The 25,408-nt window shown below is 63.9% G+C and carries 17 protein-coding genes and 1 pseudogene; 8 read left to right on the top strand and 10 right to left on the bottom strand.

The features are described from left to right. Positions 1 to 151 precede the first annotated feature (151 nt). Together typA and FJ970_RS05720 are read left to right on the top strand one after the other, a co-directional pair. On the top strand, positions 152 to 1,981 hold the full coding sequence (typA, locus tag FJ970_RS05715; RefSeq protein ID WP_027145159.1) for a translational GTPase TypA: 1,830 nt from the start codon (positions 152 to 154) through the stop codon (positions 1,979 to 1,981). A 15-nt stretch (positions 1,982 to 1,996) separates the two neighbouring features. Continuing rightward, on the top strand, positions 1,997 to 2,206 hold the full coding sequence (locus FJ970_RS05720; RefSeq protein WP_140761666.1) for a hypothetical protein: 210 nt from the start codon (positions 1,997 to 1,999) through the stop codon (positions 2,204 to 2,206). Positions 2,207 to 2,224: 18 nt separating this feature from the next. Here the strand turns inward: FJ970_RS05720 and FJ970_RS05725 are convergent, their stop codons facing one another. Continuing rightward, on the bottom strand, positions 2,225 to 2,851 hold the full coding sequence (locus FJ970_RS05725; RefSeq protein WP_140761669.1) for a DUF1062 domain-containing protein: 627 nt from the start codon (positions 2,849 to 2,851) through the stop codon (positions 2,225 to 2,227). A gap of 399 nt (positions 2,852 to 3,250) precedes the next feature. On the opposite strand from FJ970_RS05725, the gene FJ970_RS05730 reads away from it, so the two are divergent. Further along, the gene (locus tag FJ970_RS05730; protein WP_140761672.1) at positions 3,251 to 3,865 is read left to right on the top strand and encodes a LysE family translocator; all 615 of its coding nucleotides are present in this window, start codon (positions 3,251 to 3,253) and stop codon (positions 3,863 to 3,865) included. A gap of 48 nt (positions 3,866 to 3,913) precedes the next feature. On the opposite strand, the pseudogene FJ970_RS05735 reads toward FJ970_RS05730, so the two are convergent. From FJ970_RS05735 to FJ970_RS05750, 4 genes and pseudogenes are all read right to left on the bottom strand, one after another. Further along, positions 3,914 to 5,262, bottom strand: a pseudogene (locus tag FJ970_RS05735) (IS5 family transposase). Positions 5,263 to 5,555: 293 nt separating this feature from the next. Then, entirely contained in the window at positions 5,556 to 5,882 is a 327-nt protein-coding gene (locus FJ970_RS05740) for a hypothetical protein (RefSeq protein ID WP_140754982.1), read from the bottom strand. Between the two features lie 199 nt (positions 5,883 to 6,081). After that, the gene (locus FJ970_RS05745) at positions 6,082 to 7,902 is read right to left on the bottom strand and encodes an aromatic amino acid ammonia-lyase (protein WP_140754980.1); all 1,821 of its coding nucleotides are present in this window, start codon (positions 7,900 to 7,902) and stop codon (positions 6,082 to 6,084) included. Positions 7,903 to 8,041: 139 nt separating this feature from the next. Further along, a complete protein-coding gene (locus FJ970_RS05750) occupies positions 8,042 to 8,605 on the bottom strand; it encodes a peroxidase-related enzyme (RefSeq protein WP_140754978.1) in 564 nt (187 codons plus the stop codon). A gap of 136 nt (positions 8,606 to 8,741) precedes the next feature. On the opposite strand from FJ970_RS05750, the gene FJ970_RS05755 reads away from it, so the two are divergent. After that, entirely contained in the window at positions 8,742 to 13,529 is a 4,788-nt protein-coding gene (locus FJ970_RS05755) for an NAD-glutamate dehydrogenase (RefSeq protein ID WP_140754976.1), read from the top strand. A gap of 280 nt (positions 13,530 to 13,809) precedes the next feature. Next, on the top strand, positions 13,810 to 15,189 hold the full coding sequence (locus FJ970_RS05760; RefSeq protein WP_140754974.1) for an MFS transporter: 1,380 nt from the start codon (positions 13,810 to 13,812) through the stop codon (positions 15,187 to 15,189). A gap of 164 nt (positions 15,190 to 15,353) precedes the next feature. On the opposite strand, the gene purH is transcribed toward FJ970_RS05760, so the two are convergent. The 4 genes from purH to htpX all read right to left on the bottom strand — a co-directional run bounded on the left by purH (position 15,354) and on the right by htpX (position 21,336). Continuing rightward, positions 15,354 to 16,970 carry a bifunctional phosphoribosylaminoimidazolecarboxamide formyltransferase/IMP cyclohydrolase gene (gene purH, locus FJ970_RS05765; RefSeq protein ID WP_140754970.1) on the bottom strand — a complete coding sequence of 539 codons (1,617 nt, stop codon included), beginning with the start codon at positions 16,968 to 16,970 and terminating at the stop codon, positions 15,354 to 15,356. A 94-nt stretch (positions 16,971 to 17,064) separates the two neighbouring features. Further along, positions 17,065 to 18,789: a heparinase II/III domain-containing protein gene (locus FJ970_RS05770; protein WP_140754968.1), complete on the bottom strand. Its 1,725-nt coding sequence runs from the start codon at positions 18,787 to 18,789 to the stop codon at positions 17,065 to 17,067. Positions 18,790 to 18,928: 139 nt separating this feature from the next. Then, entirely contained in the window at positions 18,929 to 20,359 is a 1,431-nt protein-coding gene (locus tag FJ970_RS05775) for an RsmB/NOP family class I SAM-dependent RNA methyltransferase (protein WP_140754966.1), read from the bottom strand. Continuing rightward, on the bottom strand, positions 20,317 to 21,336 hold the full coding sequence (gene htpX, locus FJ970_RS05780) for a zinc metalloprotease HtpX (RefSeq protein ID WP_140754964.1): 1,020 nt from the start codon (positions 21,334 to 21,336) through the stop codon (positions 20,317 to 20,319). Before htpX ends, FJ970_RS05775 begins: the two co-directional genes overlap by 43 nt. Positions 21,337 to 21,441: 105 nt before the next feature. Between htpX and FJ970_RS05785 the strand changes: the two genes are divergently transcribed. Beyond that, positions 21,442 to 21,663, top strand: a complete 222-nt coding sequence (locus FJ970_RS05785) for a DUF1674 domain-containing protein (protein WP_140754962.1) — start codon at positions 21,442 to 21,444, stop codon at positions 21,661 to 21,663. Between the two features lie 72 nt (positions 21,664 to 21,735). Here FJ970_RS05785 and FJ970_RS05790 read toward each other — a convergent pair whose 3' ends face one another. Continuing rightward, positions 21,736 to 22,401: an HAD-IA family hydrolase gene (locus tag FJ970_RS05790; RefSeq protein WP_140754960.1), complete on the bottom strand. Its 666-nt coding sequence runs from the start codon at positions 22,399 to 22,401 to the stop codon at positions 21,736 to 21,738. A 165-nt stretch (positions 22,402 to 22,566) separates the two neighbouring features. On the opposite strand from FJ970_RS05790, the gene FJ970_RS05795 reads away from it, so the two are divergent. After that, positions 22,567 to 23,436, top strand: coding sequence for a transglutaminase-like domain-containing protein (locus tag FJ970_RS05795; protein ID WP_140754958.1), 870 nt, complete (start codon positions 22,567 to 22,569; stop codon positions 23,434 to 23,436). A gap of 368 nt (positions 23,437 to 23,804) precedes the next feature. Next, positions 23,805 to 25,283 carry a TadE/TadG family type IV pilus assembly protein gene (locus FJ970_RS05800; protein ID WP_140754956.1) on the top strand — a complete coding sequence of 493 codons (1,479 nt, stop codon included), beginning with the start codon at positions 23,805 to 23,807 and terminating at the stop codon, positions 25,281 to 25,283. The last annotated feature ends 125 nt before the right edge of the window (positions 25,284 to 25,408 follow it).

The raw sequence follows: 25,408 nt of genomic DNA on the forward strand, positions 1-25,408 counted from the left end.
AAAATCATTTCACACGCAGATGCTTAAGATTTGATGAGTATTTGGTATCGCGCGTCCCCTTTCGCAACTGCGAAAAACCCTGTATGAGCCGCGCAACCGAAAGAGGCAGCGCCTTTGGCCTGCTGCCTGCAACGCTTCCGAGACCAGAATCATGAACCTCCGTAATATCGCGATCATCGCGCACGTCGACCATGGAAAGACCACCCTGGTCGACCAGCTTTTGAAACAGTCCGGCTCCTTCCGCGACAACCAGCGCGTCGCCGAACGCGCCATGGATTCCAACGATCTCGAAAAGGAACGCGGCATCACTATCCTGGCCAAGGCGACCTCGGTCGACTGGAAGGACACCCGCATCAACATCGTCGACACCCCCGGCCACGCCGATTTCGGCGGTGAGGTCGAGCGCATCCTGTCGATGGTGGATTCGGCCATCGTGCTGGTCGACGCCGCAGAAGGCCCGATGCCGCAGACCAAGTTCGTCGTCGGCAAGGCGCTCAAGGTCGGCCTGAAGCCGATCGTCGTCATCAACAAGATCGACCGTCCCGACGCGCGCCATGTCGAGGTGGTCAACGAGGTGTTCGACCTGTTCGCCGCGCTCGACGCCACCGACGAGCAGCTCGATTTCCCGATCCTCTATGGTTCGGGTCGCGATGGCTGGGTGTCGGAAAACCCGGAAGGCCCCAAGGACCAGCAGCTAGCGCCGCTGTTCGACCTCGTCATCAAGCATGTGCCTGCGCCGACCGTCCATCCCGGCCCGTTCCGCATGATCGGCACCATTCTGGAAGCCAACCCGTTCCTCGGCCGCATCATCACCGGCCGGATCGAGAGCGGCACGCTGAAGTCCAACCAGGCGGTCAAGGTGTTGCACAATGACGGCACCCAGATCGAAACCGGGCGCATCTCCAAGATCCTCGCTTTCCGTGGCCTCGAGCGCCAGCCGATCGAAGAGGCGCAGGCGGGTGACATCGTTGCCATTGCCGGCCTGTCCAAGGGCACCGTCGCCGACACGTTCTGCGACCTTGCGGTGACCGAGGCGCTGCATGCGCAGCCGATCGACCCGCCGACCGTGACCATGTCCTTCCTCGTCAACGACAGCCCGCTTGCCGGCACCGAAGGCGACAAGGTGACCAGCCGCGTCATCCGCGACCGGTTGCTTCGGGAAGCCGAAGGCAATGTCGCGCTGAAGATCGAGGAATCGCCCGACAAGGATTCGTTCTTCGTCTCCGGACGTGGCGAGTTGCAGCTCGCCGTGCTGATCGAGACCATGCGCCGCGAAGGTTTCGAGATCGCCGTCTCGCGTCCGCGCGTCGTCATGCAGAAGGGCGAGAATGGCGAATTGCTGGAGCCGGTCGAGGAAGTCGTCATCGACGTCGACGAGGAGCATGCCGGCGTCGTCGTGCAGAAGATGTCGGAGCGCAAGGCCGAGATGGTCGAGCTGCGCCCGTCCGGCGGCAACCGCCAGCGCATCGTCTTCCACGCGCCGACGCGCGGCCTGATCGGCTACCAGTCGGAACTTTTGACCGACACGCGCGGCACCGCCGTGATGAACCGGTTGTTCCATGCCTACGAGCCCTACAAGGGCGAATTGCCCGGCCGCACCAACGGCGTGCTGATCTCCAACGAGCAGGGCGAGTCGGTCGCCTACGCCATGTGGAACCTTGAAGATCGTGGCCCGATGGTCATCGATCCGGGCGTCAAGGTCTATCAGGGCATGATCATCGGCATCCACAGTCGGGACAACGACCTTGAAGTGAACGTGCTGAAGGGCAAGAAGCTGACCAACATCCGCGCCGCCGGCAAGGATGAAGCGGTCAAGCTGACGCCGCCGATCCGCATGACGCTGGAGCGGGCGCTGGCCTGGATCCAGGACGACGAGCTGGTCGAGGTGACGCCGAAGACCATTCGCCTGCGCAAGCTCTATCTCGACCCGAACGAACGCAAGCGTTTCGAGAAGTCGTCCAAGGCGGTCGGCGCGGCGTAGGGGCCTACCGTGCAAATGAGCGGCAAACTCGTCACGGCTGTCGTATTCGACAATCAACCGGAGGCCGAAGTTTGCGTGTCGATGCTCAGCGCGTATGGGATCTATGCTCTCGCGAATCGCATTCTCGACACGAGTAAGCAAGGCCTGGTCCATGTGCAGGTCGTCGATAGCGATCTCGAAGCGGCCAAGGGGTTGATCAGCCCGGTTCCAAAAGCGAGCGACTGACCCCTAGCCGCTGTCGTTTCATCCGCCGGCGGCCGAGATGATGGCCTGTCGATCGGATTCGCCGGCGAGATCGATGCGGATTGTCGCTCCCTCTCGAGCCGGTTTGCGCAGGGCCTTTGCTCCATCCGGGTGGATAACCAGAAGTTGTCGCTCCTCAAGCGCCTGAAGTCGCGATCGCGAGATGCCGAGTTCGTTGGCGAGCAGCCGGTCGAGCCTCAGCGATACCGGTATTTCCAGACCGAGCCGGAGTTCCAGCGCCGTCGCATCCTCCTTCATCTCGCCGATCACCTGCTTGCGCACGGCGGCGTCAGGGAACTCTTCGACGCGTCCCACCTGGTTGCGCAGGGCAACGATGTCGAAGGCATGGCTCCGGACCAGTGCCGGATCATTGCTTTCGAGCGCCGCGAGCAGTGCCGGCTCGATATCGCGGCGGTTGCAGCGCTCGAAAATGCCGAAATTCCAGGAATTGTCGCAATCGACGCAACGATAGATCAGCCACACGTCGATGCGCTTGCCGTTGGCGTTGACGCGGAACTTCCCGCTGCAACGATAGGCCTTCACGAAGCCGCAGCGATTGCAGTTGATCAGGGGGCGTGGTGCGATTTCAGGCGCGATCGTCCAGTGGATGCGCAGGGCCGAAGACATGCCAGTAAGTCCTTCCCGCTGGGAAGTTCATCCGGTCGGCGATGTCGAGATGCCCATGCGGGCGCGGCGTGGCGGGTGGCTGCGGAGATTGTGAAGTCAGGTGTCGCTGGCAGAAAGCGCGCGACAGCGGTTCAGCAGTGCCAAACCGGTCTCGAACCGCCGCCCGGAGGAACACATGAAAAATGCAACAGGCACTGCTGATGCGGCGCCATGCAGGTGTGTCGGGGGAGTTGACGAGACCGGCGGTTACTGAGGCAAAGTGAAGCTCGAAATTGTTTCGCGGCGGCCCTTCTAGCGGCGCGGCGCTGGACCGGCAAGCGTCTTTTCGCCGGCGCTATCGAAGCTCGACCGCTTGCACTAGTGTCAGGCTTCAAAGGTTGTCAGATAGAGACCCTCGCCATGCACCTCACCTCGCTGCTGATCTTCGCCGCCGCCTTGTTCGTGGCCGCCGGTTCGCCCGGCCCATCGATCGCGGCGCTCGTCGCGCGCGTCATCTCGAAGGGGTTTCGGGATGTGTTTCCGTTCCTGCTTGCCATGTGGATCGGCGAAGGCATCTGGCTTTCGCTGGCTGTGTTCGGGCTCGCCGTGGTGGCGCAGACCTTCCATCTCGCTTTCGTCATCGTGAAATGGGTTGGCGTCGCCTATCTCGCCTACCTTGCCTGGAAGATGTGGACGGCGCCCGTCGACGCCAAGGAGGGCGAGATGCCGCGGGAAGATTCGGCCGGCAAGCTGTTTTTCGCCGGCATGGCTGTCACGCTCGGCAATCCCAAGATCATGATGTTCTACCTGGCGCTGTTGCCGACCATCATCGACCTGGCTTCGGTCAGCGTCGTCGGCTGGGTCGAACTGACGGCGACCATGGCGGTGGTGCTGATCGCCATCGATCTCACCTGGGTGCTCGCCGCCTCTCAGGCGCGCAAGCTGCTCAGGAGCAAGCGCGCCATGAAGATCGCCAACCGCGTCAGCGCCACGACGATGGCTGGTGCGGCGGCGGCCATCGCGGCGCGGTCCTAGAGCGGTTCAGCGTTTGATGGAATCGTCGTCCGTGAACAATGAAGTGGGTCAGGCTGCGCTGGATCTGGGGCGGCTTTGGAGTGCTGTGATGAGAAGCCACAAAAGCAGCCTGAACCATTTGATCAGGAGCGAGAAGTTGTAGCCGGCGGCGGCGAGGATGGCGTTGATGGCGTCGCCCTGTTCGCCGGCGAGGTAGTTGCGGCCCATGCGGTGCTCGGCCTTGATGTGGCCGATGACGGGTTCGACTGCCGATCGCCTGCGCATCTGACGCTTGATGGCAGGTGTGACGCGCGGCGCTTCTGGCCGGCGGTGAAGACCCTGAGCTTGTGGCTTTCAGGTGCGTTGTGGCCGCGATATCCGGCGTCGGCGAGGATGCGGCCGATTTCGTTGCCGATGGTCTTTTCCATGTCGGGGATAACGGTCGCGAGCGTATGGCCGTCATAGGGATTGCCGGGCAGTGCCTTAGCGTGCAGGGCGAACTGGCCGCCCTTCGAGCGTTCGAGCGTCGTGGCGATCGAGACCTTGACGCCGAACTCGTAAGGGGCATGCGCCTTGCCCTTGCCGATGCACTCGACCTCATGGGCGTGCAGGCTGTAGATTTTGCGGCCGCGCTGGCGCTGACGTTGCTCCAGAACCGCCGAGGCCTGGTAGAGCGGCCACTTGAAGCTCGCCTCGAGGTCCGTTTGGCCGGTGATCCGGCGGGAGATGTCGCGAATGGTGCGGCCGAGATAGGTCTTGAGCTTGCGCAGCGCCTTGTTGGCCCGCTTGAACTGCTTGGCGTGCGCGTAGCGCTGGTGCTTGATCAGCGCCAGCTTGCCGACCCGCACGTAGGTCTGGCGCAAATCGAGCCCCGCCTTCTTGGCCAGCCGCACCAGCCGCTCGCGCGCCCGATTGACGAGCTTGGCGTCGGTGGGGAACATCACGTTCTTCGGCTGCACGGTCGTGTCGACGATCACCCGGCGCGTATCGGCCGGCTTCATCGCTCCGCTCTTGACCGCCACCGCCAGGCTTTCTTGCAGGAGCGCCGTGATCGGCTCCTCGCCCATGCGCTGGCGCCAGCGCGTCATCGATGAGCGCTCGAAGGAGAGCTCGTGGCGGAAGAACTCTTCACCGCACAGATACTGGAAGTAGGGGTTCTCCACCCAGCGGGCGCACAGCTCCTCGTCCGACAAGTCGAAAGTGTGCTTCAGGATCGCAAGGCCCGCCATCAGTCGCGTCGGCAAGGGCGGCATGCCAGGACCGTCCGAATAGACCGCGCCGAAACGCTCCTCCAGCACCGGCCAGTCGATCGCCTGCGCCAGCCGCACCAACTCGTGCTTCATGTTGATGATCTGATCGAGCCTGGAGCGGAACAGGTCCTGCTCTCCCGTCTCGCGCTTCTCGCGTGGCCTGGACATTCGCCGTCCCCTCGATTCGCCCGCCAAAACGAGTGAATCACGCATCGGCGCACAAGGGAATCGTCAAATCGAATTGCAAGAAAACGGCAACCAGACACCGCAAATGTTGCAACGCTATTCCCGCATTCCTCGCCGATTAGGAAACCAGATCAAAGCCTTGCGGATAGTTCACCGACGACGGAATCGCCGAACCGCTCCAGCTCTTTGTTTTCACGCAATCCCTGGGGAAAGCGCTACGCGCTTTTCCCGGGAAAACCACTTCACACTTTTCCTGGAATTGCTCCAAGCAGGCGTCAGCCCATCATGTTGATGATCGGCGCGATCTCGACGTTGCAGTTCGGCTCCATCAGGATCGGACACTCCCTGGCCTTGCTGGCCGCGTCATCGATGTCCTTCGCCTCGATGATCGAATAGCCCCCGGTCGGGTTGCTGCCGCCATTGTTCTCGACCTTGCCGCCCGGTAGCACCGTCTTCGACATGCCGACAGGATTGCCGCGCTCGACCACGGCCGAGCCGAGCTTTCCGAACCAGCCTGTCCAGGCGTCGGTCATTGCCTTGCGGTCCGCCTCGTTCGCCGGCATCTTGCCCGAGCCATGATAGATGTAGAGAAACTTTGTCATGCTCTCCTCCCTGATCAGCGGCATCGAACCGACATGCGGTCATGCCGCCCGCCGATCATCGGACCAAAATGCCCATCAGGCAATTTAAAATGCGCGAGCGCTAATGTTCGTGCTTCCGCGAGCGCATCGCCATACCCCACCCAGCCGTCCTGAAGGGCGGCGCGACGGTTCCTGGATACCTGCGTTGCGGCAAGCTTCATCACTTGGGCAGAACGCCGGCCGTCGGAAGTGCCGCACTCTTCGGCGCCTGCGGCCCGCCGGAATAGAATTTCGAGGCCGGGTTCTCCTGCATGAAATCGTAGGCGACCATGCCGAGCGGCCGCTTTTGCCGTTCCGATGCCGCCTGATGCCAGGGGATCACCTGGCGCAGCGCCTCGAGTGCCGCGGTTGGCGCCTCGCCGAATTTCCGCTGCGGGTTCTGCGCCTTGCGGATTTCCATCCAATAGCTTGCCGTCAACAGGTCCTGCGCCAGCAGATGGAACGACACGTCGACCGCCTCGCGGGCGCGTTGCGTCTTGATGCGGGTCTGCGCTTCCAGATCCTCGACGGTGGCGACGATGGCCTGGCCATTCGGTGTCACCGGCGTGCCGAGGTCGGCCAGTTCCTGCCAGAGATCGGTCGGCAAATAGCCGTCGAAGGTCGGGATATCCTTGCGCTCTTCGGGTTTCAGTACATCGGCCGGCTTGACCACGGTGAAGAAGGGGTTGCGGAAACGCTCGATGCGCTGCGCTACCGCGACGCCGAGATTGGTGAGAGAGATTGTGAAAGCTTCGACCTGATTGGCCATGGGATAAGGATCCCAATTGGCGTTGGAGAAGATATAGCCGGACTTGCCGTTACTCAGCGGCCCGCCCTTGATGTAATATTTCATGAATTGCGGCGTGCTCAGCTCCGGCGAGCTCTGCGGCGTCAGGCCTGGCAGCACGGCCGGATTGTGATCCGACGAATTGATGGAGAGCAGCACGGATTGGCGCAGATCCGCCCAGGCCTGCCAGGCCGAGCCCTGGCGCTGGCTGGAGGCGCGCATGCTTTCCGGGTCCTGGATGATGCGGGCCGGATCCTCATCGAAGAGATAGCTGCCCTTGATCATGTCCATGATCCTCGCGGCATCCCATGTCAGCCACGGGTAAGGCCGCATGGATTGCACCGGCACCGATATCGGCGTGACGCTGGAATTCATGCCGTTCAGTCCCATGGCGAAGCTGAGGTCGGTCCATTCCAGCAGTTTTCGCGCGTCCTCCAGCAAAAGCACCGCCTGTGCCTGTGCATAGGCATTGGTGCTGATCAGGGCGGCCTGGTCGGCGGCAAAAGGCTCGAGCGGCTTCAGGCCGGCCTGCGAAAGGGCCTGTGTGGCCGGCATGCGAACGCCGTCGAGATAGGCCTCGCCTTCGCCGACCATGGCCGCGCCGATATTGCCGAGTGTCGCGAGGTCGCCTTCGCCGAGCGTACCGCGCGATTGCACGACCGGCGTCACCCGCTTGTTCAGCATGTCGATCAGCATATGCGTCAGCTGCGGGCTGGCCGCTTCATACGACATGGTATTGGCGCGGATCGCCATGATCGCGCGCACCAGCGCCTCTTCCTGCAGCTCCGGCCCGTAGCCTCTGTTGACGCCGCCCTCGAAGCGGGCGAGCTGCTGCTCCTTCAGCAGCTTGGTGTTTTCCGGGGTGGTCGGATCGCCGGAGAAGATCACCGTTTCGCGCTGGTCGCCGGCGCCACGGTTGAACCAGTAGATCGTGACACCTTCGGCAGCACCTTCCAGCAGCAGGCCATAGGCATCGGCCGAACGCTGCAGCGCCTCGGGGCTGAGCTCGACCTTGGCGCCGTTGCGGGCGATGTCGATGACCTGTTCGACGGTCAGGTCATGACCGGTCAGCGTTACAGTCTTTCCGGCGGCAGTTTCGAAAATGGGCTGGTAGGCGGTCGACGCCTCGAAGGCATGGGCGGGTGGAGCGGCGAGCGCCAGCGTCATGACCAGGGCGCAGACAAAAACCCTGGGTCTGATGATTCGATCAAGCATAAGGGCTCCCATTCTCGAAGCTTCTGGCTTCGGGCACCAAGTTCACCCCTCGGAATTTTGTTTCAAGGAAAACTAGCTGGCTGCATGCGCCTGTCAACGTTTGATGAAAACCAGGACCGATGGCGGAACGCGCGTGTCCCTATCGCGCCATGGCGTGGTATTCGTCGTTCGGCCGCATGTCGATCGCGGCCGCGACGCGGTTCGACATGTTGAAGAAGGCCGCTGTCGAGGCGATGTCCCAGATGTCGCGGTCGCTGAATCCGGCCTGGCGCAGGGCCGCACGATCGGCCTCGACGATCCTGGCCGGCGCTTCGGTCAGCTTGACGGCGAATTCGAGCATCGCCGTTTGCCTGGGCGAAAGATCGGCGGCGCGGAAATTCATCACCATCATCTCGCCGAGCAAGGGATCGCCCGAGAGCTGGCGCACCGCCGCGCCATGCGCGGTCAGGCAATAATAGCAGTGGTTGATGGAGGAGACGGTGACCGCGATCATCTCCCGTTCCAGCTTCGACAGGCCGGATTCGCCCAGCATCAAATCATTGTACATGTCGGTGAAGGCGCGCAGCTTCTTGTCGTCGAAGGCATAGGCCCTGAGCACGTTGGGCACGAGGCCGAGCTTTTCCTCGCATTTGACGAAATAGGCTTTTGTCGGCTCGCTCAGCTCTCCCGAGGCCAGGTCAAGCGCGGTGATTTTGCCGGTCATGGATCATTTCTCCTCGTCGGGGATGCCTTGCCGCCGAATTCCGATAATTCTTGGCAAGCCGTCAAACCTTTGTCGCCAAACAGCGGTCATCTGCTACCATAGTCGCAAAAGCATACGACGGGAGGGAAGAAGCGTCATGGCCAGCGTGAAGTCCGCAGCTAAGTCGAAGAAGAAGCCACCTGCGGCGAAGACGGAGGACAGACCGGCCAGGCTCGCCGACTACCTGCTCGCCCGCGCGCCGGCGGAGGATATCGCCGCCTATGACGTGGCCGACCTCGAACGCGCCGCCGATCTCGCCGGCCGGGCGGTCGCCGGCCACAAAAAGGGTGAGTGCGTCGTCGCCGTCGAAGCCGATTCGGGCGTCGTTCGCGAAGGCCGCCCGGTGACCGTCATCACGGTCGTCAACGACAACATGCCGTTCCTGTTCGATTCCATCCTCGGCGAGGTCACCGAGACCGCAGGTGAACCGACCCTGGTCACCCATCCGGTGATCACGGTTCGCCATGGCAAGACGGGTGTCGACGAAATCCTCGGCGACGGCAATTTCGCCAGGGATGACGGCAGCCACGACCGGCTGAGCGTGATCCATGTCCACATTCCCCGGCTGACGCCGGAGCAGGCAACCGCCCTGACCGAGCGGCTGCGCAAGATGCTTGGCCAGGTCCACGCCGCGGTCAACGACTGGCGGCCGATGCTGGCCCGGCTCGATCAGGCCATCTCCGAGTTCCGCTATTCGGCGGTGCCGCTCGACAAGAAGAGCGTCGCCGAGGCCATCGCCTTTCTGGAGTGGCTGCGCGACGACAATTTCACCTTCCTCGGCATGCGTGAATTCAAGTACACCGGCGGCGAGGAAAGCGGCAATCTGGAGCGCGCCGAAAAACCCGGCCTCGGCATCCTGACCGACCCCGACGTGCTGGTGCTGAGGCGCGGTACCGAGGCGGTGACGACGACGCCGGAAATCCGTGCTTTCCTGCACGGACCGGAGCCGCTGATCGTCACCAAGGCCAATGCCAAGTCGCTGGTGCACCGGCGCATCTATCTCGACTACATCGGCGTCAAGACCTACACCGCCAAGGGCGCGTTGGCGGGCGAACTGCGCATCGTCGGCCTGTTCACCTCGACCGCCTATACGCGCTCGGTGATGAAGATCCCGTATCTCAGGTCCAAAGCCGAAACCATCATCGCCAAGTCGGGCTTCGACCGCCACGACCACTCCGGCAAGGCGCTGATCAACGTGCTGGAAAGCTATCCGCGCGACGAGCTGTTCCAGGTGCCGGTGCCGATCCTGCGCAAGCATGCCGCTGCCATTCTCGGCCTGGTCGAGCGGCCGCGCGTGCGGGCGCTGGTGCGCGCCGACCAGTTCGACCGTTTCGTCTCGATCCTCGTCTTCGTCCCGCGCGATCGCTACGACAGCGTCGTGCGCGAGAAGATCGCCACCTATCTGAAAACCGTGTTCGAGGGCCGGCTGTCGGCCTACTACCCGGCCTTTCCCGAAGGCGGGCTGGCGCGCGTGCACTTCATCATCGGCCGCTCCGGCGGCAAGACGCCGAAGGTCGAGCAGGCGACGATCGAGGCGGCGATCCGTGACATCGTGCGCACCTGGGAAGATGCGCTCGCCGATGCGGCCGAAGCCAGCGGCAGCGACCCGGCGTTGAAAGCGATCGCCGCGCGGCTGCCGGAGAGCTACCGGGACACGTTCAGCGCGGCGGTGGCGTTGGCCGATGCCGGACGCATTGCCAAGATCAGCGCCGGCAATCCGATCGCCATCGACTATTACCGCCATGCGGAGCAGAAGGCGCAGCAGGCGGCGCTGAAGATCTATCACCATGGCAGCCCGGTGGCATTGTCGCGGCGCGTTCCGGTGCTGGAGAACATCGGCTTCCGTGTCATCAGCGAGCGCACCTTCGAGGTCGGCGACGACCAGTCGGGCCTGGTCTTCATCCACGACATGGAACTGGAGAATAGCTACGGCAAGCCGATCGACCTCGCCGATGGCGGGGCGCTGTTCGAGGACGCATTCCTGTCGGTGTGGCGCGGCGACGTCGATAATGACGGCTATAACGGCCTCGCCCAGACCGCCGGCCTGTGGTCGGGCGAGATCACCATCCTGCGCGCCTATGGCCGCTATTTGCAGCAGGTCGGCATTCCGCAAAGCCAGGATTTCATCGCCGCGGCGCTCAACCGTTATCCCGAGATCGCGCGCGGCCTGCATGACCTGTTCATAGCGCGACTCGGCCCGACGGCGGAAACGGAAGGCATGGTGGCGGCCAAGCACCTCAAGGCCAAGATCAAGGATGCGCTGGAAGATGTGCCCAACATCGACGACGACACGATCATCCGCCGTTATCTAAATCTGATCGAAGCCTCGCTGCGCACCAATCATTTCGTTGCCGATACGAAAGAGAAAGGCCAATCGCTGGCGATCAAGCTCGAGTCGCAGGCGGTCGAGGGATTGCCGGCGCCGCGACCATGGCGGGAAATCTTCGTCTACGGCTCCGAGGTCGAAGGCCTGCATCTGCGCTTCGGTCCGGTGGCGCGTGGCGGCCTGCGCTGGTCGGACCGCGCCCAGGACTATCGCACCGAGGTGCTCGGCCTAGTCAAGGCACAGCAGGTCAAGAACGCCGTCATCGTGCCGGTCGGCGCCAAGGGCGGCTTTTATCCCAAGAAGCTGCCGATGAGCGCCGGACGCGACGCCATTTTCGAGGCCGGCACCTCTGCCTACAAGAACTTCGTCTCCAGCCTGCTGTCGATCACCGACAATATCGGACTGGACGGTGTCATCCCGCCGGCTGGTGTGGTGCGCCGCGACCAGGACGATCCCTATTTCGTGGTCGCCGCCGACAAGGGCACGGCGACCTTCTCCGACACCGCCAACGCCATCTCGGAAAAGCACGGTTTCTGGCTCGACGATGCCTTCGCCAGCGGTGGTTCGGCCGGCTACGACCACAAGAAGATGGGCATCACCGCCAAGGGCGCGTGGGAAGCGGTCAAGCGGCATTTCCGCGAGATGAACCGTGACATCCAGACCTCGCCCTTCTCCGTGGTCGGTGTCGGCGACATGTCGGGCGATGTGTTCGGCAACGGCATGCTGTTGTCGCCGAAGACCCGGCTGATCGCCGCTTTCGACCATCGCGACATCTTCATCGATCCCGATCCCGACATGGCGGCCTCGATGGCCGAGCGCGAGCGCATGTTCGCGTTGCCGCGTTCGAGCTGGCAGGACTATGACAAGAGCAAGCTGTCGGAAGGCGGCGTCATCGTCTCGCGCAGCCAGAAGTCGATCACCTTGCCGGCGGCCGCGGTGGCCGCGATCGGCCTCGCCAAGACGACCGCCACGCCGGTCGAGATCATGACCGCCATCCTCAAGGCGCCGGTCGACTTGCTTTGGTTCGGCGGCATCGGCACGTATCTCAGGGCGTCGACCGAAACCAATGCCGAGGTCGGCGACCGCGCCAACGATGCCGTCCGCATCACCGCGCTCGACGTGCGCGCCAAGGTGATCGGCGAAGGCGCCAATCTCGGTGTGACGCAGCGGGCGCGCATCGAGTTTGGCATGAATGGCGGCCGCTGCAATTCCGACGCCATCGACAATTCGGGCGGCGTCAACTGCTCCGACGTCGAGGTCAACATCAAGATCGCGCTGGCGTCCGCCATGCGCAAGGGATCGCTGACGCGTCCGGCGCGCAACAAGCTGCTGGCCGAGATGACCGACGAGGTTGGCGGCCTGGTGCTGTCCAACAACTACCAGCAGACGCTGGCGCTTTCGATCGCCCGCAAGCGCGGCCTCGCCGACATCGCGCATCAAAGCCGCTTCATGACGGCGCTGGAGGCACGTGGTCTGCTCGACCGTGCCGTGGAGACGCTGCCGTCGCCGGCAGCCCTTGCCGAACGCGAGGCGCGCGGCGAGCCGCTGACCCGGGCCGAGCTCGGCGTGCTGCTCGCCTATGCCAAGATCGTGCTGTTTTCCGACATCGTTGCCAGCGACGTGCCGGACGATGCGCATTTCGACCGCGACCTGATGGGTTATTTCCCGGACCGGATGGCGAAGAAATACGCCTCCGAGATCCACGGCCACCGGCTGCGCCGCGAGATCATCGCCCGTGTCGTCGCCAACGATCTGGTCAATCGCGGCGGGCCGTCCTTCGTCAACCGGCTGCAGGAAGCAACGGGGCGCACCGCCGCCGATGTGGTGCGCACCTTCGCCGTGGTGCGCGACGGCTTTGCGCTGCCGGCGCTCTATCGCGAGATCGACGCGCTCGACAACCAGATAGACGGCCAGGTGCAACTCGATCTCTATCAGATGGTGAGCCGGCTCATCTATATGAGCAGCGGCTGGTATCTGAAGAACGATGCCGGCACGGCACCGCTCGGCCAGCGCATCGCCGAACTGCAGGATGCGCGCAAGGCGCTGGAGCCCAAGCTGGCGTCGCTGCTGCCGGCCTTTTCGCGCGAGCGGATCGAGGAGAAGCGGCACGGGCTGTTCAAGGCGGGCGCCCCGGAGACGCTGGCCGAGCAACTGGCGATGAGCGAGGCGGCGGAGCTCATCCCCGACATCGCGCTGACGGCGCGCACCGCCGGTGCCGACATCGTGGCGGCCGCCAGGGCGTTCTTCTCCGCCAGCGATGCCTTCCGCATCCCGCGCGTCGAGGATGCGGCGCGCTCGATCACGCCTTCGGACTATTATGACCAGCTCGCTTTGTCCCGCGCCACCGATACGATCGGCGCCGCACGACGCGGCATCGCGGTCGCCGCGCTCACCAGCCATGCCAAGGCAGCCGATCCGGTGGCGGCCTGGCTCGAAGCCGGCGGCGAGCGGGTGGCGCGCATCCGCGATCGGCTGCAGGCGCTGACCGAAGGCGGCGACATCACCGTGTCGCGGCTGTCGGTGGCGTCGGGGCTGATGAGCGATCTGACGGGGATGTGAGGCGGGTCATCTCAAAGATTGGCGCTGCCCCTCAACCGGCTGCCGCCACCTTCTCCCCGTATAGTGACGGAGAAGGGAACTGGCCGCAAGGCAGGCGCCAATTCTGTAACGTCGACAATTCGCGAAATCCCCCGCCAAAGCGTCTTTCTCTCCGTCCTGTACGGGGAGAAATGTCCGGCAGGACAATGAGGGGCGGCGCGACGCTTGTCATTTGCATGAGTATCGGAAAACGTGCAGACATGCCGCCGACACGGGCGGAGCGGGTGCCGGGGGAGTCATTATGGCGGTAGAGACAATGCAGCGGGCGTCCGGGCGCGGCATCTGGGGGTGGATGTTCTTCGACTGGGCGGCGCAGCCGTTCTTCACAGTCGTCACCACCTTCATTTTCGGCCCTTATTTCGTTTCGCGCATGGCGGGCGACCCAACCACCGGCCAGGCCGTCTGGGGCTATGGCATCGCCGCCGCCGGGCTGGTCATCGCCGTGCTGTCGCCGATCCTCGGTTCGATCGCCGACCAGACCGGACCGCGCAAGCCATGGATCGCCTTCTTCGCGGCGATCAAGGTCACCAGCCTTACCTTGCTCTGGTTCGCCGCGCCAGGTTCCAACCTGTTCCTGATCGTGGCGCTGTTCTCGCTGGCGTCGGTGGCGGCGGAATTCTCCACCGTCTTCAACGATTCCATGATGCCGCGCCTGGTGCCGAAGAGCGAGATCGGCCGCATCTCCAACATGGCCTGGGGCCTCGGTTATCTCGGCGGCATGATCGCACTGATCTTCGTCGTCACTTGCCTCGCCGGCTCGCCGGAGACCGGCAAGACGATCATCGGCATCACCCCGCTGTTCGGTCTTGACCCGCAGTTGGGCGAGGATGCCCGCGCCACCGGGCCGCTGTCGGCCGGCTGGTATTTCCTGTTCATCCTGCCGATGTTCTTCTTCACGCCCGACGCCATCAAGGGCATCCCGATCGGGCCGGCGGTGCGCGAAGGCCTGTCGGAGCTGAAATCGACGCTGGCCGAGGTGCGCAAGCGTGGCGGCATCTTCCGCTTCCTCGTCGCCCGCATGATCTACCAGGATGGCGTCAATGCGCTGCTGGCGCTGGGCGGCACGTTCGCGGCGGGCATGTTCCAATGGTCGATCACCGAGATTGGCATGTTCGGCATCATCCTCAACATCGTCGCCATCTTCGGCTGCTGGATCGCGGCGCGGCTCGACACCGCGCTCGGCTCCAAGGCGGTGGTGATGATTTCGCTGGTCATGCTGTCCGTCGCCACCATCGGCGTCATCTCGACCGGGCCCGGCTTCACGCTGCTCGGCCTGATCCAGCTTTCCACCACCGATTCCGGCGGCCTGTTCGGCACGGCAGCTGAGAAGGCCTACATCATGTATGGCCTGCTGATCGGCCTGGCTTTCGGGCCGGTGCAGGCCTCGTCACGCTCCTACATGGCGCGCAGCGTGACCGCCGCCGAATCCGGCCGCTATTTCGGCATCTATGCGCTGGCAGGGCGGGCAACCAGTTTCCTGGCGCCGTTCATGGTGGCGACGATCACCGCCACCAGCGGCTCGGCCCGGCTCGGCATGGCGGCGATTATTTTGTTCCTGGGGATCGGCATGGCGATTTTGGTGAGGACGCCATATCCGGCGGATCGGCCTGTGGAGCAGTAGCGCCTCTTCCTTCTCCCCTTGTGGGAGAAGGTGGATCGGCGCGCAGCGCCGAGACGGTTGAGGGGTGCGTACGGAGTGAAACGTTGGCGTTCCCTGGAGCACCCCTCATCCGACCTCGCTTCGCGAGGCCACCTTCTCCCACAAGGGGAGAAGGGAAGTAGCACTCAATGCCGGAAATGCCGCACGCCTGTGAACACCATGGCGATGCCGTGTTCGTCGGCGGCGGCGATGACGTCGTCGTCGCGCATCGAGCCGCCCGGCTGGATCACGGCGGTGGCACCGGCCTCGATCGCCGACAGCAGGCCGTCGGCGAAGGGGAAGAAGGCGTCCGAAGCGACGACGGAGCCCTTGGTCAACGGCTCCGCCATGCCTGCCGTCTCCGCCGCGTCGACGGCCTTGCGCGCGGCGATGCGTGAGGAATCGACCCGGCTCATCTGGCCGGCGCCGATGCCGACGGTGGCGCCGTCCTTGGCATAGACGATGGCGTTCGACTTGACGTGCTTGGCGACGCGGAAGGCGAATTTGAGGTCGGCCATTTCGGCTGGCGTCGGGGCGCGCTTCGTCACCACCTTCAGCTCGAGGTCGTCGACCACGGCATTGTCGCGGCCCTGGACGAGCAAGCCGCCGGAAACCGACTTGACCGTCGTGCCTGCCGTGCGCGGGTCGGGCAGGCCGCTGGTGACCAGCAGGCGCAAATTCTTCTTGGCAGCTACGATTGCCGCGGCCTCGTCGGTGGCGTCGGGCGCGATGATCACCTCGGTGAAGGTCTTCACGATCTCCTCGGCCGCCTCGGCGTCAAGGGTGCGGTTCAAGGCGACGATGCCGCCGAAGGCCGAGACCGGGTCGCAGGCGAGCGCTTTGGCGTAGGCCGCTTTCAACGACGTACCTTCGGCGACGCCACATGGATTGGCGTGCTTGATGATGGCGACGGCGGCCGAGCGGTTCGGATCGAACTCGCCGGCCAGTTCGAAGGCGGCGTCTGTATCGTTGATGTTGTTGTAGGATAGCTGCTTGCCCTGCAACTGCCGCGCCGTGGCGACGCCCGGCCGTTTGTCGCCATTGACGTAGAAGCCGGCATCCTGATGCGGGTTTTCGCCATAGCGCATGACCTCGGCAAGCCTGCCGCCGAAGGCGCGCCAGGTCGGATGTTCGATCTCCAGCGCCTCGGCGAACCAGCCCGAGATCGCCGCGTCATAAGTGGCGGTGCGGGCGAAGGCCTTGGCCGCCAGCTTCTTGCGGAAATCCAGCGACAGCGAGCCGATGTTCATCTCCAGCGCGTTCAACACCGCGGCGTAGTCGCCGGGATCGGTGACGATGGCGACATAGGCATGGTTCTTGGCCGAGGCGCGGATCATCGCCGGGCCGCCAATGTCGATATTCTCGACGATCGCCGCGTAGTCGGCGCCGGAGCGGCGGACCTCCTCGAACGGATAAAGATTGGAGACGACGAGGTCGATCGGCTCGATGCCGTATTTGCGCATCGCCAATGCATGCTCGGGATCGTCGCGCACGCCAAGCAGCGCGCCATGCACGGATGGGTGCAGCGTCTTGACGCGGCCGTCCATGATCTCGGGAAAGCCGGTGAGCTCGGAGACGTCGCGCACCGCCATGCCGGCTTCGGCGATCGCTTTTGCCGTGCCGCCGGTGGAGACGAGCTCGACGCCGGCCGCGGCCAGTGCCCTGGCGAAATCGATCAACCCGGTCTTGTCGAAGACGGAGAGCAAGGCACGGCGAACCGGAACGAGGTCGGGGGCGGGGATGTTCTTGGCAGGAACGGCCATGGGCTGGCGGCCTTTCACGGCTGGAGGGGCAAGCCCGCGCCGTAGCATATGGCATCAGGAAATCAAGCGGCAAGGTCGGCGCTGGAAGCCAGGGTCAGTTGTTTTCGGGATAACCGACGATCTTTGTCCGCGTCAGCTGCCAATGGACTTCGGCAATTTCGGACGCCTTGAAGGCGAGCACGATCTGGCGGCTGCGGCGCGGACCGCCCAGACCGGCGAAATAGATCGATTCCTCAACTTCGGGCGTCACTTCGCCCGAGGTGAACACCCAGGTATCGGCCTGATCGGCGGTCAGTACCAGCCGTTCCTGTTCGTCCTGCAGCAGATTGATGTCAGGATGGACGTGAAAGCGCACGGTGATGAAATCGCGGCCGCTGTTGCGGATCGCTGCGTTGCCGGGCCGCTGGAACCGGTCCCGACCCGCCAGCACATTGCCGTCCGCGGAGAGTTTCAGCTCACGCTCATGCAGGAAGCCGAAACGCTGGAGATAGCCGTCATGACGGGCGATGAAGCCGTGGACGCCCTTCTGGTCGATGCGCTTGCACTGCACTTGCTGCGGGCCGCCGATCAACGGTGAACCCAACTGGTCGTTGACCCGCAGCGCGTGGGTGAAACGCGCCGAAGACGTGTCGTTGATGGTGGCTGTCGAATGCGCGGCGGTGGCGCGAGCCAGCGGCCGGAACTCGGCGGCGCCGTAGGTGTCGATGCCGGCATTGACGATATAGTGCTGGCGTCCCGAAGAGAGTTCGAAGGCGAGGCAGCCGGCATGCGCTGCATTGGAGACGTCGACCGGCGGCGGCGGGCCGGTATCGGCGATGACGGTGGTGCCGCCGATCGCCAGCCGCTCATAGCCCGAATGCGGCGCATGCAGCAGCGGCGAGCCGGCGGTGTCGTCATGGCGCAGGATGGTGGCGATGCGGTCATGGATTGTGGCGCCCATGCCGTTGAAACGGGCGAGGCTGCCATCCTGATGGCGGAAGAAGCGCAGCGCCGGCAGCATGCGGTCGATGGCGCCGATCAGCGCCTGCGGCGGCGCTTCGGCCTGGTTGGCATAGGTCTGGCGCAGCGGCAGGAGGTCGGCGAGGATTTCCAGCACCGCCATTGGATTGCGCGAGATATGGCCGCCGTCGGCAAGGATCTGGCGATTGAGTTCCTCTGCGAGGTTGCGGGTAGCGCGGCGCAACGCCGAGGCCGGCGCCGGCAGGGACAGTGCCGCGAAGGCCAGCGCGATGCGGGCGCGCAGCCGGTCCTTGCCGTCGGGCATTTCGCGCGCCATCGACCTGAGATAACGGATCTGCATGGCCAGCGATTTCAGGAAAGCACGGTAGAAGGGGAACTCGGCGCCCTGCAGCACGACGGAAGAATGCTGCAACCAGGCGATGATGCGTTTGGCCGTCGTGCCTGGTTCCCAGGCAATGCCCGAAATATGGTTGCCACGCATGGCGATCCAGTCGGAGACGAGCGCGCGGGCATTTGCCGCGGCGAGCTCCGTGCCGGCGGCACGCATATGGCGCAGCCAGCGAAAGCCATGCAGCGTCTTCTGCCAACCATGATTGGGGACATTGATCTGGAAAGGGGATTTGCCACCAGTCTCGACCAGATGGCCAGACAGTGGATAACGGCCGTAATAGATCTCGAGCGCGATCTGTGGATCGGCAAGGCGCAGGTCCGGCGGCGCGATCAGGACGCGTTCGGGTGTGCGTCCGGAATAGCGCCAACGATAGATCGGGCCGGCACGCAGGCGCCGGCGCGTCTTGCGCCAGAACTCCTTCGCGACCAGCGTCCACAGACGCGTCGTGTTGCTGGCAGCCAGTGCCAAAACCCCTCCTGGTCGTCCTTACCCAAGCACAAGCTTATATGATTCAAGAACTTATGCGAAGGCGAATTCCATAGGACGGCGCCGGGTCCCCTGCTCTTGGACCGGGTGCATCCAAAAAAAAATCTGCAAATCCCAGTGGTTAAGCCGGCGTTCGACGCATGCGTGCGGCGAAGAAGCCGTCCAGACCGGAGCGCTCCGGGGCGCCGAGGTCGAGATCGGCGGGTGTGGTGCGCAGCGTGCCTTGCGGCGTCAGGAACGAATCGATGCCGGCGATCTCGCCTTGCCGCAGCGGATCATCAATGACCGCAGCCGTGTCCTCGAGAAAGGAACGATGCAGTTCTTCGCCCTCGAGCGGATCGAGCGAACAATTGGAAAAGACGATCCTGCCGCCGGGCCTGACCAGCATAACGGCGCGGGCGAGCAGCCTGCGTTGCAGGTCTGCGAGCTTTTCGACGTCCGCCGCCGTCTTGGTCCATGGCACGTCGGGATGCCGGCGCACCGTACCGGTCGAGGAACATGGCGCGTCGAGCAGCACGGCGTCGAACAATTCGCTGGGCTCGAATTTGAGCAGGTCGGCCTGGACGATGTCGGCCGACAGGCCAAGGCGATCGAGATTCTGCGCCAGCCGCGCCAGGCGGTTCTTCGAGGTGTCTACCGCTGTGACCCTGGCGCCAGCGAGAATGAGCTGTGCGGTCTTGCCGCCGGGCGCTGCGCAAAGATCGGCGACGCGCAGGCCGGCGACATCGCCGAACAGCCGGGCGGGAAGGCTGGCGGCGGCATCCTGGACCCACCATGCGCCCTCCGCGAAGCCAGGCAATTCGGTGACGGCGCCGGCAAGCTTCTCCACCCGAACCGTTCCCGTGGGCAGGACGATGCCGCCGAGCTTTTCGGCCCAGAGGTCGGCATCGGCCTTGACCGAGAAATCGACCGGCGCCTCGTGGCGATGGGCGGCCAGGATCTGCCGGGCCTTCTCGGTGCCATAGGCGGCCTTCAGCCGGTCGGAAAACCATTTTGGCGCTTCGTCGGTGGCGGCAAGCGCGGCCGGAAGCTCGGCTTCCTTGGCTCGCGCCAGCGTGCGCAGCACGCCGTTGACCAGGCCGGAAAAACGCTGCGTTCGGGGATCGGACTTGGCGTGGGTCACGGCGAGGTCGACCGCGGCGCTGTCGGGGATGTCGAGGAACAGGATCTGCGCCGCCGCCACATGCAATATGTGCGACAAGGCGGTCGCGTTGGGCGGCAGCGACTTTTCCAGGCGCCGCGCCAGCAGTCCCGTTATGGTCATGCGGTAGCGCAGCGCGGTGACCAGTATTGCGCGCACCAGGCCGCGGTCGCGCAAATCGAGCGCCCTGTATTGCGGATGGCCGTTCTCGTGGTCGGTCAGGCCGTCAAGCGGCGTGCGTGCATCGATGACGGCTGCCAGCAGCCGCGCCGCCGCCTTGCGCGCGGCAAGGCCGGCAACGAACTCGCCGCCGGCATCGTGGTCCTGATCGCCTGAAACCGTGCGTCGAGGTGCCCTGCCCGCCACGCTCACGACCACCGGCCTTTGGGCCCGGTCGGGTTGCGACCCCATGGATTGGGCTTCGGGCTGGCCGGTTCGGCCGTCTGTTCCGGTTCGGCCGGCTTGCCCCACGGTCCGGCCGATTGCGGCTCGTCCGCCTGCGGTGGTGTCGGTGCCTGGCGCTGCGTGGCCCGCGATGCACCGTCGCCCATTTGCCGCGCCATCGCCTGCAGGGCGGCGATGCGGTTGTCGGTGCTCGGATGGGTAGAGAACAGACTGTCCATGCGCTCGCCATGCAGGGGGTTGATGATGAAGAGATGCGCCATCGCGGGATTGCGCTCGGCATCGGGGTTGGGGATCCGTTCGGCCCCGCGGGCGATCTTGTCAAGCGCGGAGGCCAGCCACAGCGGGTGTCCACAGATTTCGGCGCCACGCCGGTCGGCCTCATATTCGCGGGTGCGGCTGACCGCCATCTGCACGATCATGGCCGCGAAGGGCGCCACGATCATCGCCGCCAGCACGCCGACGAAGCCGAACGGGTTGTTGTCGCGGTTGCCGCCGAGGAAAAAGGCGAAATTGCCGAGCATCGAGATGGCACCGGCAAAGGTGGCGACGATGGTCATGGTCAGCGTGTCGCGGTGCTGGACGTGGGCGAGTTCATGCGCCATCACGGCGGCGACCTCTTCATGGGTCAGCCGCTGCAGCAGGCCGGTGGAGGCGGCGACCGCCGCGTTCTGCGGGTTGCGGCCGGTGGCGAAGGCATTCGGCTGCGGATTGTCGATCAGATAGGTTTTCGGCATCGGCAGGCCGGCCTGCTTGGCCAGTGCCTGGACGATGGCGTAATATTCGGGCGCGTTCTTCTCGTCGACCTCGACGGCGTGGTTCATCGACAGCACCATCTTGTCGGCGTTCCAATAGCTGAACAAATTGGTGCCGGCGGCGATCACCAACGCGATCATCATGCCGCCCGAACCGCCGATCAAAAAGCCGACGCCCATGAACAGCGCCGTCATGGTGGCGAGAAGCATGGCGGTGCGAATGGTGTTCATCGTCTGCTCCTGTCCGGATGGCGGTGAAAAAGGGTCGATCCTTTTGAGGTCATCGCTATATGATGGGAAACACCTGTTCCTGTTTCAATCCGCTCGAGATATCGCATGAACGACGAAACCAGTAAAACGCCGGCCGGCCCCGATGACGGCGTGCCGCCAAAAGAACTGACGCCCGCCGCCCGCCGCGCGCTGCAGGAAGCCGAGGCAAGGCGGCAGGACTACCGCCGCAAGGAAGCAGCACTGCCCCGGGAAATCGGCGGCCGTGGGGGCAAGGAGCCCGGCCGCTATGGCGACTGGGAGGTAAAAGGCCTGACCAGCGACTTCTAAGGTATGTTGATATTCAGGTGAGGCCGGCCTGACCTGAATCTCAACACACCTTGGACGGCTTTACGCTATATCTTAAGCAGCGTCGCGCTGCGGCTCGAGCGCAACCCAGCCGCGTTCGTCGACGGTGATGTCGATCTCATCATAACCGGCGATCGCGGCATGCTGTGTTGCCAGGGGATGCTGGTGCGTGGCGTTGATCACCATGACCGACGCGCCCGCCGCCTCCGCCGCCGCAATGCCGGCCGGGGCATCCTCGAACACCAGACAATCGCGTGCGTCGAAGCCAAGCCGTCTTGCGCCGAGCTGGAAGCAATCGGGCGCCGGCTTACCGCGGGAAACGTCCTCCGCCGCGATGAGGACGGCAGGGACAGGAATGCCGGCGACCTTCATGCGCGCAAGCGCCAACGAGCGCGGCGCCGAGGTTACGATCGCCCAGCGTTCCGGCGGCAGCGCGTTGAGAAATGACACGGCGCCGGCGATCTGGAGGATGCCATCGAGATCGTCGGCCTCGGCCTTCAGCAGCAAATCCGCTTCGTGTCTCGGGTCGACACCCGGGAGCGCCAGGGCGGTGATGGTCTCGATCGCCCGAACGCCGTGGATCGTCGGCAGGAAGGCCGCGACGTCGAGGCCGTGGCGCCGCGCCCAATCGCCCCAGACCCGCTCCGCCGAGGCGATGGAATTGATGAGCGTGCCGTCCATGTCGAAGAGGAAGGCGGCGAATTTTCTGCCAGCAAACATGATTTTCCTTGAAGTCCGAGGGAGGGTGTCGAGGGAGGACGCAACCGTAACGCCAAGGCGCCGGCATGGAAAGGCGCGCGAGCGCATTTGATCCAGGGAACCACCGTCACCTTGCAACGTTTGAAACCGTACAATTCCCATCACGCGAACCAGGGGACGACGCCCATGCTGATACGCCTCGGCTACGAGATCGCCATTGAATGCGCCGAGGCAACTCCGGTGATTTCGCTGCTCGAGATTCACAAGGACAGGCAGGGCGACATCAAGCGGCAGACACGTGTGCTCATCTCGCCATCGGTGCCGACAAGGCTCTATCACGACCTGCATGGCAATGCCTGTCGCCGTTTTACCGCGCCCGCCGGCGGCTTTCGCATCCTCTACGACGCGGTCGTCGAGGACAGTGGCGAGACGGACGAGGTCAACACGCTGGCCCGGGAAATGCCGGTCGCCGAATTGCCCGACGAGGTGCTCTTCTATCTCCTGGGCAGCCGCTACTGCGAGACAGATCATCTGAGCGATCTCGCCTGGCAGCTTTTCGGCCATCTTCCGTCCGGATGGGCGCGGGTGCAGGCAATCGTCGGCTATGTCCACAACCGCCTGTCCTTCGGCTATGGCTATGCGCGTTCGACCCGCACCGCCGCGCAGGCGCACGAGGAACGCGTCGGGGTGTGCCGCGACTTCGCCCATCTGGCGATCACGCTTTGCCGTTGCATGAACATTCCGGCGCGCTACGTGAACGGCTATCTCGGCGACATCGGTGTGCCGGCCGATCCGGCGCCGATGGATTTCTCGGCCTGGATGGAGGCGTTCCTCGACGGCAAATGGTACACGTTCGATCCGCGCCACAACCGGCCCAGGATCGGCCGCGTCGTCATCGCGCGCGGGCGCGACGCCATCGACGTTCCCTTGCTGCACAGTTTCGGCCCGCACCGGCTCACCCTGTTCAAGGTATGGACCTACGAACAGCAAGGCAGGCTGTTCAATCCACCCCACCGCGGCATCGACAGGACGGTCAGCGCACAGATGCTGGCCTAGCTATGTTGATATTCAGGTGAGGCCGGCCTGACCTGAATATCAACACACCTGGGCAGGTTTCTGCCTCGGCATGCCTCGCAATCCTGGGACAGTTGCTCCCGCTTCGGCACAGAAGGCCTGTGCCGCAACAGGACGTCGCCAAGGCTTCGGCAATTGCCTCGTGTCGAGCATGGTAAGCGCCTGGTAAACGCGGCGGCGATCGTGCTTTTTCGTTTACCAGCCGTTCACCTTCACGAAGGACGAAAGCAAGGAAAAACAACAGCTTGATGTCTGGCCGAAAATGTCCCGGCGTGAGGCGATGTCATCCGGCTGGAATCCTGCATTGCCCTGTTCGCGGCGACGAGGCCGAGGCAAGCGGAGGCTGTTGGATGCGGAATTACGGGGGTCTTGTTCACGCGGTCGGCGGGTTCGCCAGAGATCGCGGTGGAAATTTCGCGGTCCTGTTCGGCTTTGCTGCCTCGGTCTTGGCGCTGGTCGCGGGCTTTTCGGTCAATGTCGCGCAGCTCTACAATGCCAGATCGAGCCTGCAGGGCGTGGTCGATGCGGCGGTGACATCGACGGCGCGTGACCTGACCACCGGCGCCACCAAGGAAGCCGACGCCGACAAATCCGTGCAGGCCTTTCTCGACGCCAACGCTACCGCCGGAATTCTGCACGCCGGCCAGATCGTGCTCGACAAGCTGATCGTCGACAGGACCGCCAAAACGGTCCAGGCGGATGCCCATGTCGATGTCGGCCTCTATTTCCCGTTGTTCAGCACCGGTGACATGCAGCGCGTCGGTGCTTCCACCACAGCGCTCTATTCCGACAAGCAGATAGAGGTGGCCATGATGCTCGACATAACGGGATCGATGGCCAAGCGGGGCAACGTCAACAAGATCGGCGACCTGATAGCCGCCGCGCGAAATGCAGTCCAGACGATGCTCGAGAACCAGGACCCGAAGAACCCCCGCGTCCGTGTCGCGATTGTGCCTTATGCATCTGGCGTGAACGCCGGCAAACTGGCCGAAAACGTCTATGCCGAAAAGCAAGGGAGTTCCGAGCTGCCACCCGTCGCCGGCAGTTCGCTTCTCGTTGCCAAGACGGGCAAAAATCTGCTGCCGTCCTTCAGCGACTACATCTCCATTGTTGGTGCGGCCATGCCGCGCCCGGATAATTGCGCTACGGAGCGCAAGAACAAAAACGGCGATGCGGATTTGAGCGCCGACGGCCCAGACACTGTTCGCACAGACAGGAACGGCAAGAAATATTATGCCCTGGTCAACCGGGATGATCATCTCAGCGGCGAGGGAATGAACAGATGTCCTGACGCGCAAGTGATTCCGCTGACCGCGGATTCCGATGCATTGCTTGATTCGATCGACGACTTCCGGGCCGGTGGTTTTACAGCCGGCGCGATCGCCATTCAGTGGACCTATTATATGCTGTCGCCGCAATGGCGCGCCGCAATCAAGAATGCCGGCCTCGGCAACGGCGCTTCGAACGCCGATCCGAAGAAGATTGCCAAGGTCGCAATCCTGATGACCGATGGCCAGTTCAATACGGCCTTCGCGGGTGCCGCCGGGAGCTACAACGGCCAGGGTAACCTTGCGCGCGGCAATGCTGAAACGCTGTGCGACAACATGAAAAATGACGGCATCGAGATCTTCACCATCGGCTTCGACCTGAACGATAAGGACATGTCGGCAACCGAGCGGGACCAGGCAAAGGCGGTGCTAAAGGATTGTTCGTCGAAAGACGCCTCCGCCACAGAGAGACATTATTTCGAGGTGTCCACCGGAGCAGAATTGGACGGTGCCTTTCAGGAAATCATCCGCAACACCGAAAAGGTCATACTGACCCAATAACCCGTGAAACGGAAAAGGCCGCCGCTTCTTTCGAAGCCGGCGGCCTTCCGTGTTTCCGTCCATGGCGCGGCTCAATGGCGGTGACGCTCACGTCACCCGCCGCGCATCTCGCGCCTTAACGGGAA

Origin of the sequence: Mesorhizobium sp. B2-1-8 (assembly GCF_006442545.2) — a bacterium.
Lineage (GTDB): Bacteria > Pseudomonadota > Alphaproteobacteria > Rhizobiales > Rhizobiaceae > Mesorhizobium.

Coding starts and splice junctions, on each gene's coding strand:
- typA (WP_027145159.1), top strand. CDS start 152: ATGAACCTCCGTAATATCGCGATCATCGCGCACGTCGACCATGGAAAG.
- FJ970_RS05720 (WP_140761666.1), top strand. CDS start 1,997: ATGAGCGGCAAACTCGTCACGGCTGTCGTATTCGACAATCAACCGGAG.
- FJ970_RS05725 (WP_140761669.1), bottom strand. CDS start 2,851: ATGTCTTCGGCCCTGCGCATCCACTGGACGATCGCGCCTGAAATCGCA.
- FJ970_RS05730 (WP_140761672.1), top strand. CDS start 3,251: ATGCACCTCACCTCGCTGCTGATCTTCGCCGCCGCCTTGTTCGTGGCC.
- FJ970_RS05740 (WP_140754982.1), bottom strand. CDS start 5,882: ATGACAAAGTTTCTCTACATCTATCATGGCTCGGGCAAGATGCCGGCG.
- FJ970_RS05745 (WP_140754980.1), bottom strand. CDS start 7,902: ATGCTTGATCGAATCATCAGACCCAGGGTTTTTGTCTGCGCCCTGGTC.
- FJ970_RS05750 (WP_140754978.1), bottom strand. CDS start 8,605: ATGACCGGCAAAATCACCGCGCTTGACCTGGCCTCGGGAGAGCTGAGC.
- FJ970_RS05755 (WP_140754976.1), top strand. CDS start 8,742: ATGGCCAGCGTGAAGTCCGCAGCTAAGTCGAAGAAGAAGCCACCTGCG.
- FJ970_RS05760 (WP_140754974.1), top strand. CDS start 13,810: ATGGCGGTAGAGACAATGCAGCGGGCGTCCGGGCGCGGCATCTGGGGG.
- purH (WP_140754970.1), bottom strand. CDS start 16,970: ATGGCCGTTCCTGCCAAGAACATCCCCGCCCCCGACCTCGTTCCGGTT.
- FJ970_RS05775 (WP_140754966.1), bottom strand. CDS start 20,359: ATGGGGTCGCAACCCGACCGGGCCCAAAGGCCGGTGGTCGTGAGCGTG.
- htpX (WP_140754964.1), bottom strand. CDS start 21,336: ATGAACACCATTCGCACCGCCATGCTTCTCGCCACCATGACGGCGCTG.
- FJ970_RS05785 (WP_140754962.1), top strand. CDS start 21,442: ATGAACGACGAAACCAGTAAAACGCCGGCCGGCCCCGATGACGGCGTG.
- FJ970_RS05790 (WP_140754960.1), bottom strand. CDS start 22,401: ATGTTTGCTGGCAGAAAATTCGCCGCCTTCCTCTTCGACATGGACGGC.
- FJ970_RS05795 (WP_140754958.1), top strand. CDS start 22,567: ATGCTGATACGCCTCGGCTACGAGATCGCCATTGAATGCGCCGAGGCA.
- FJ970_RS05800 (WP_140754956.1), top strand. CDS start 23,805: ATGCGGAATTACGGGGGTCTTGTTCACGCGGTCGGCGGGTTCGCCAGA.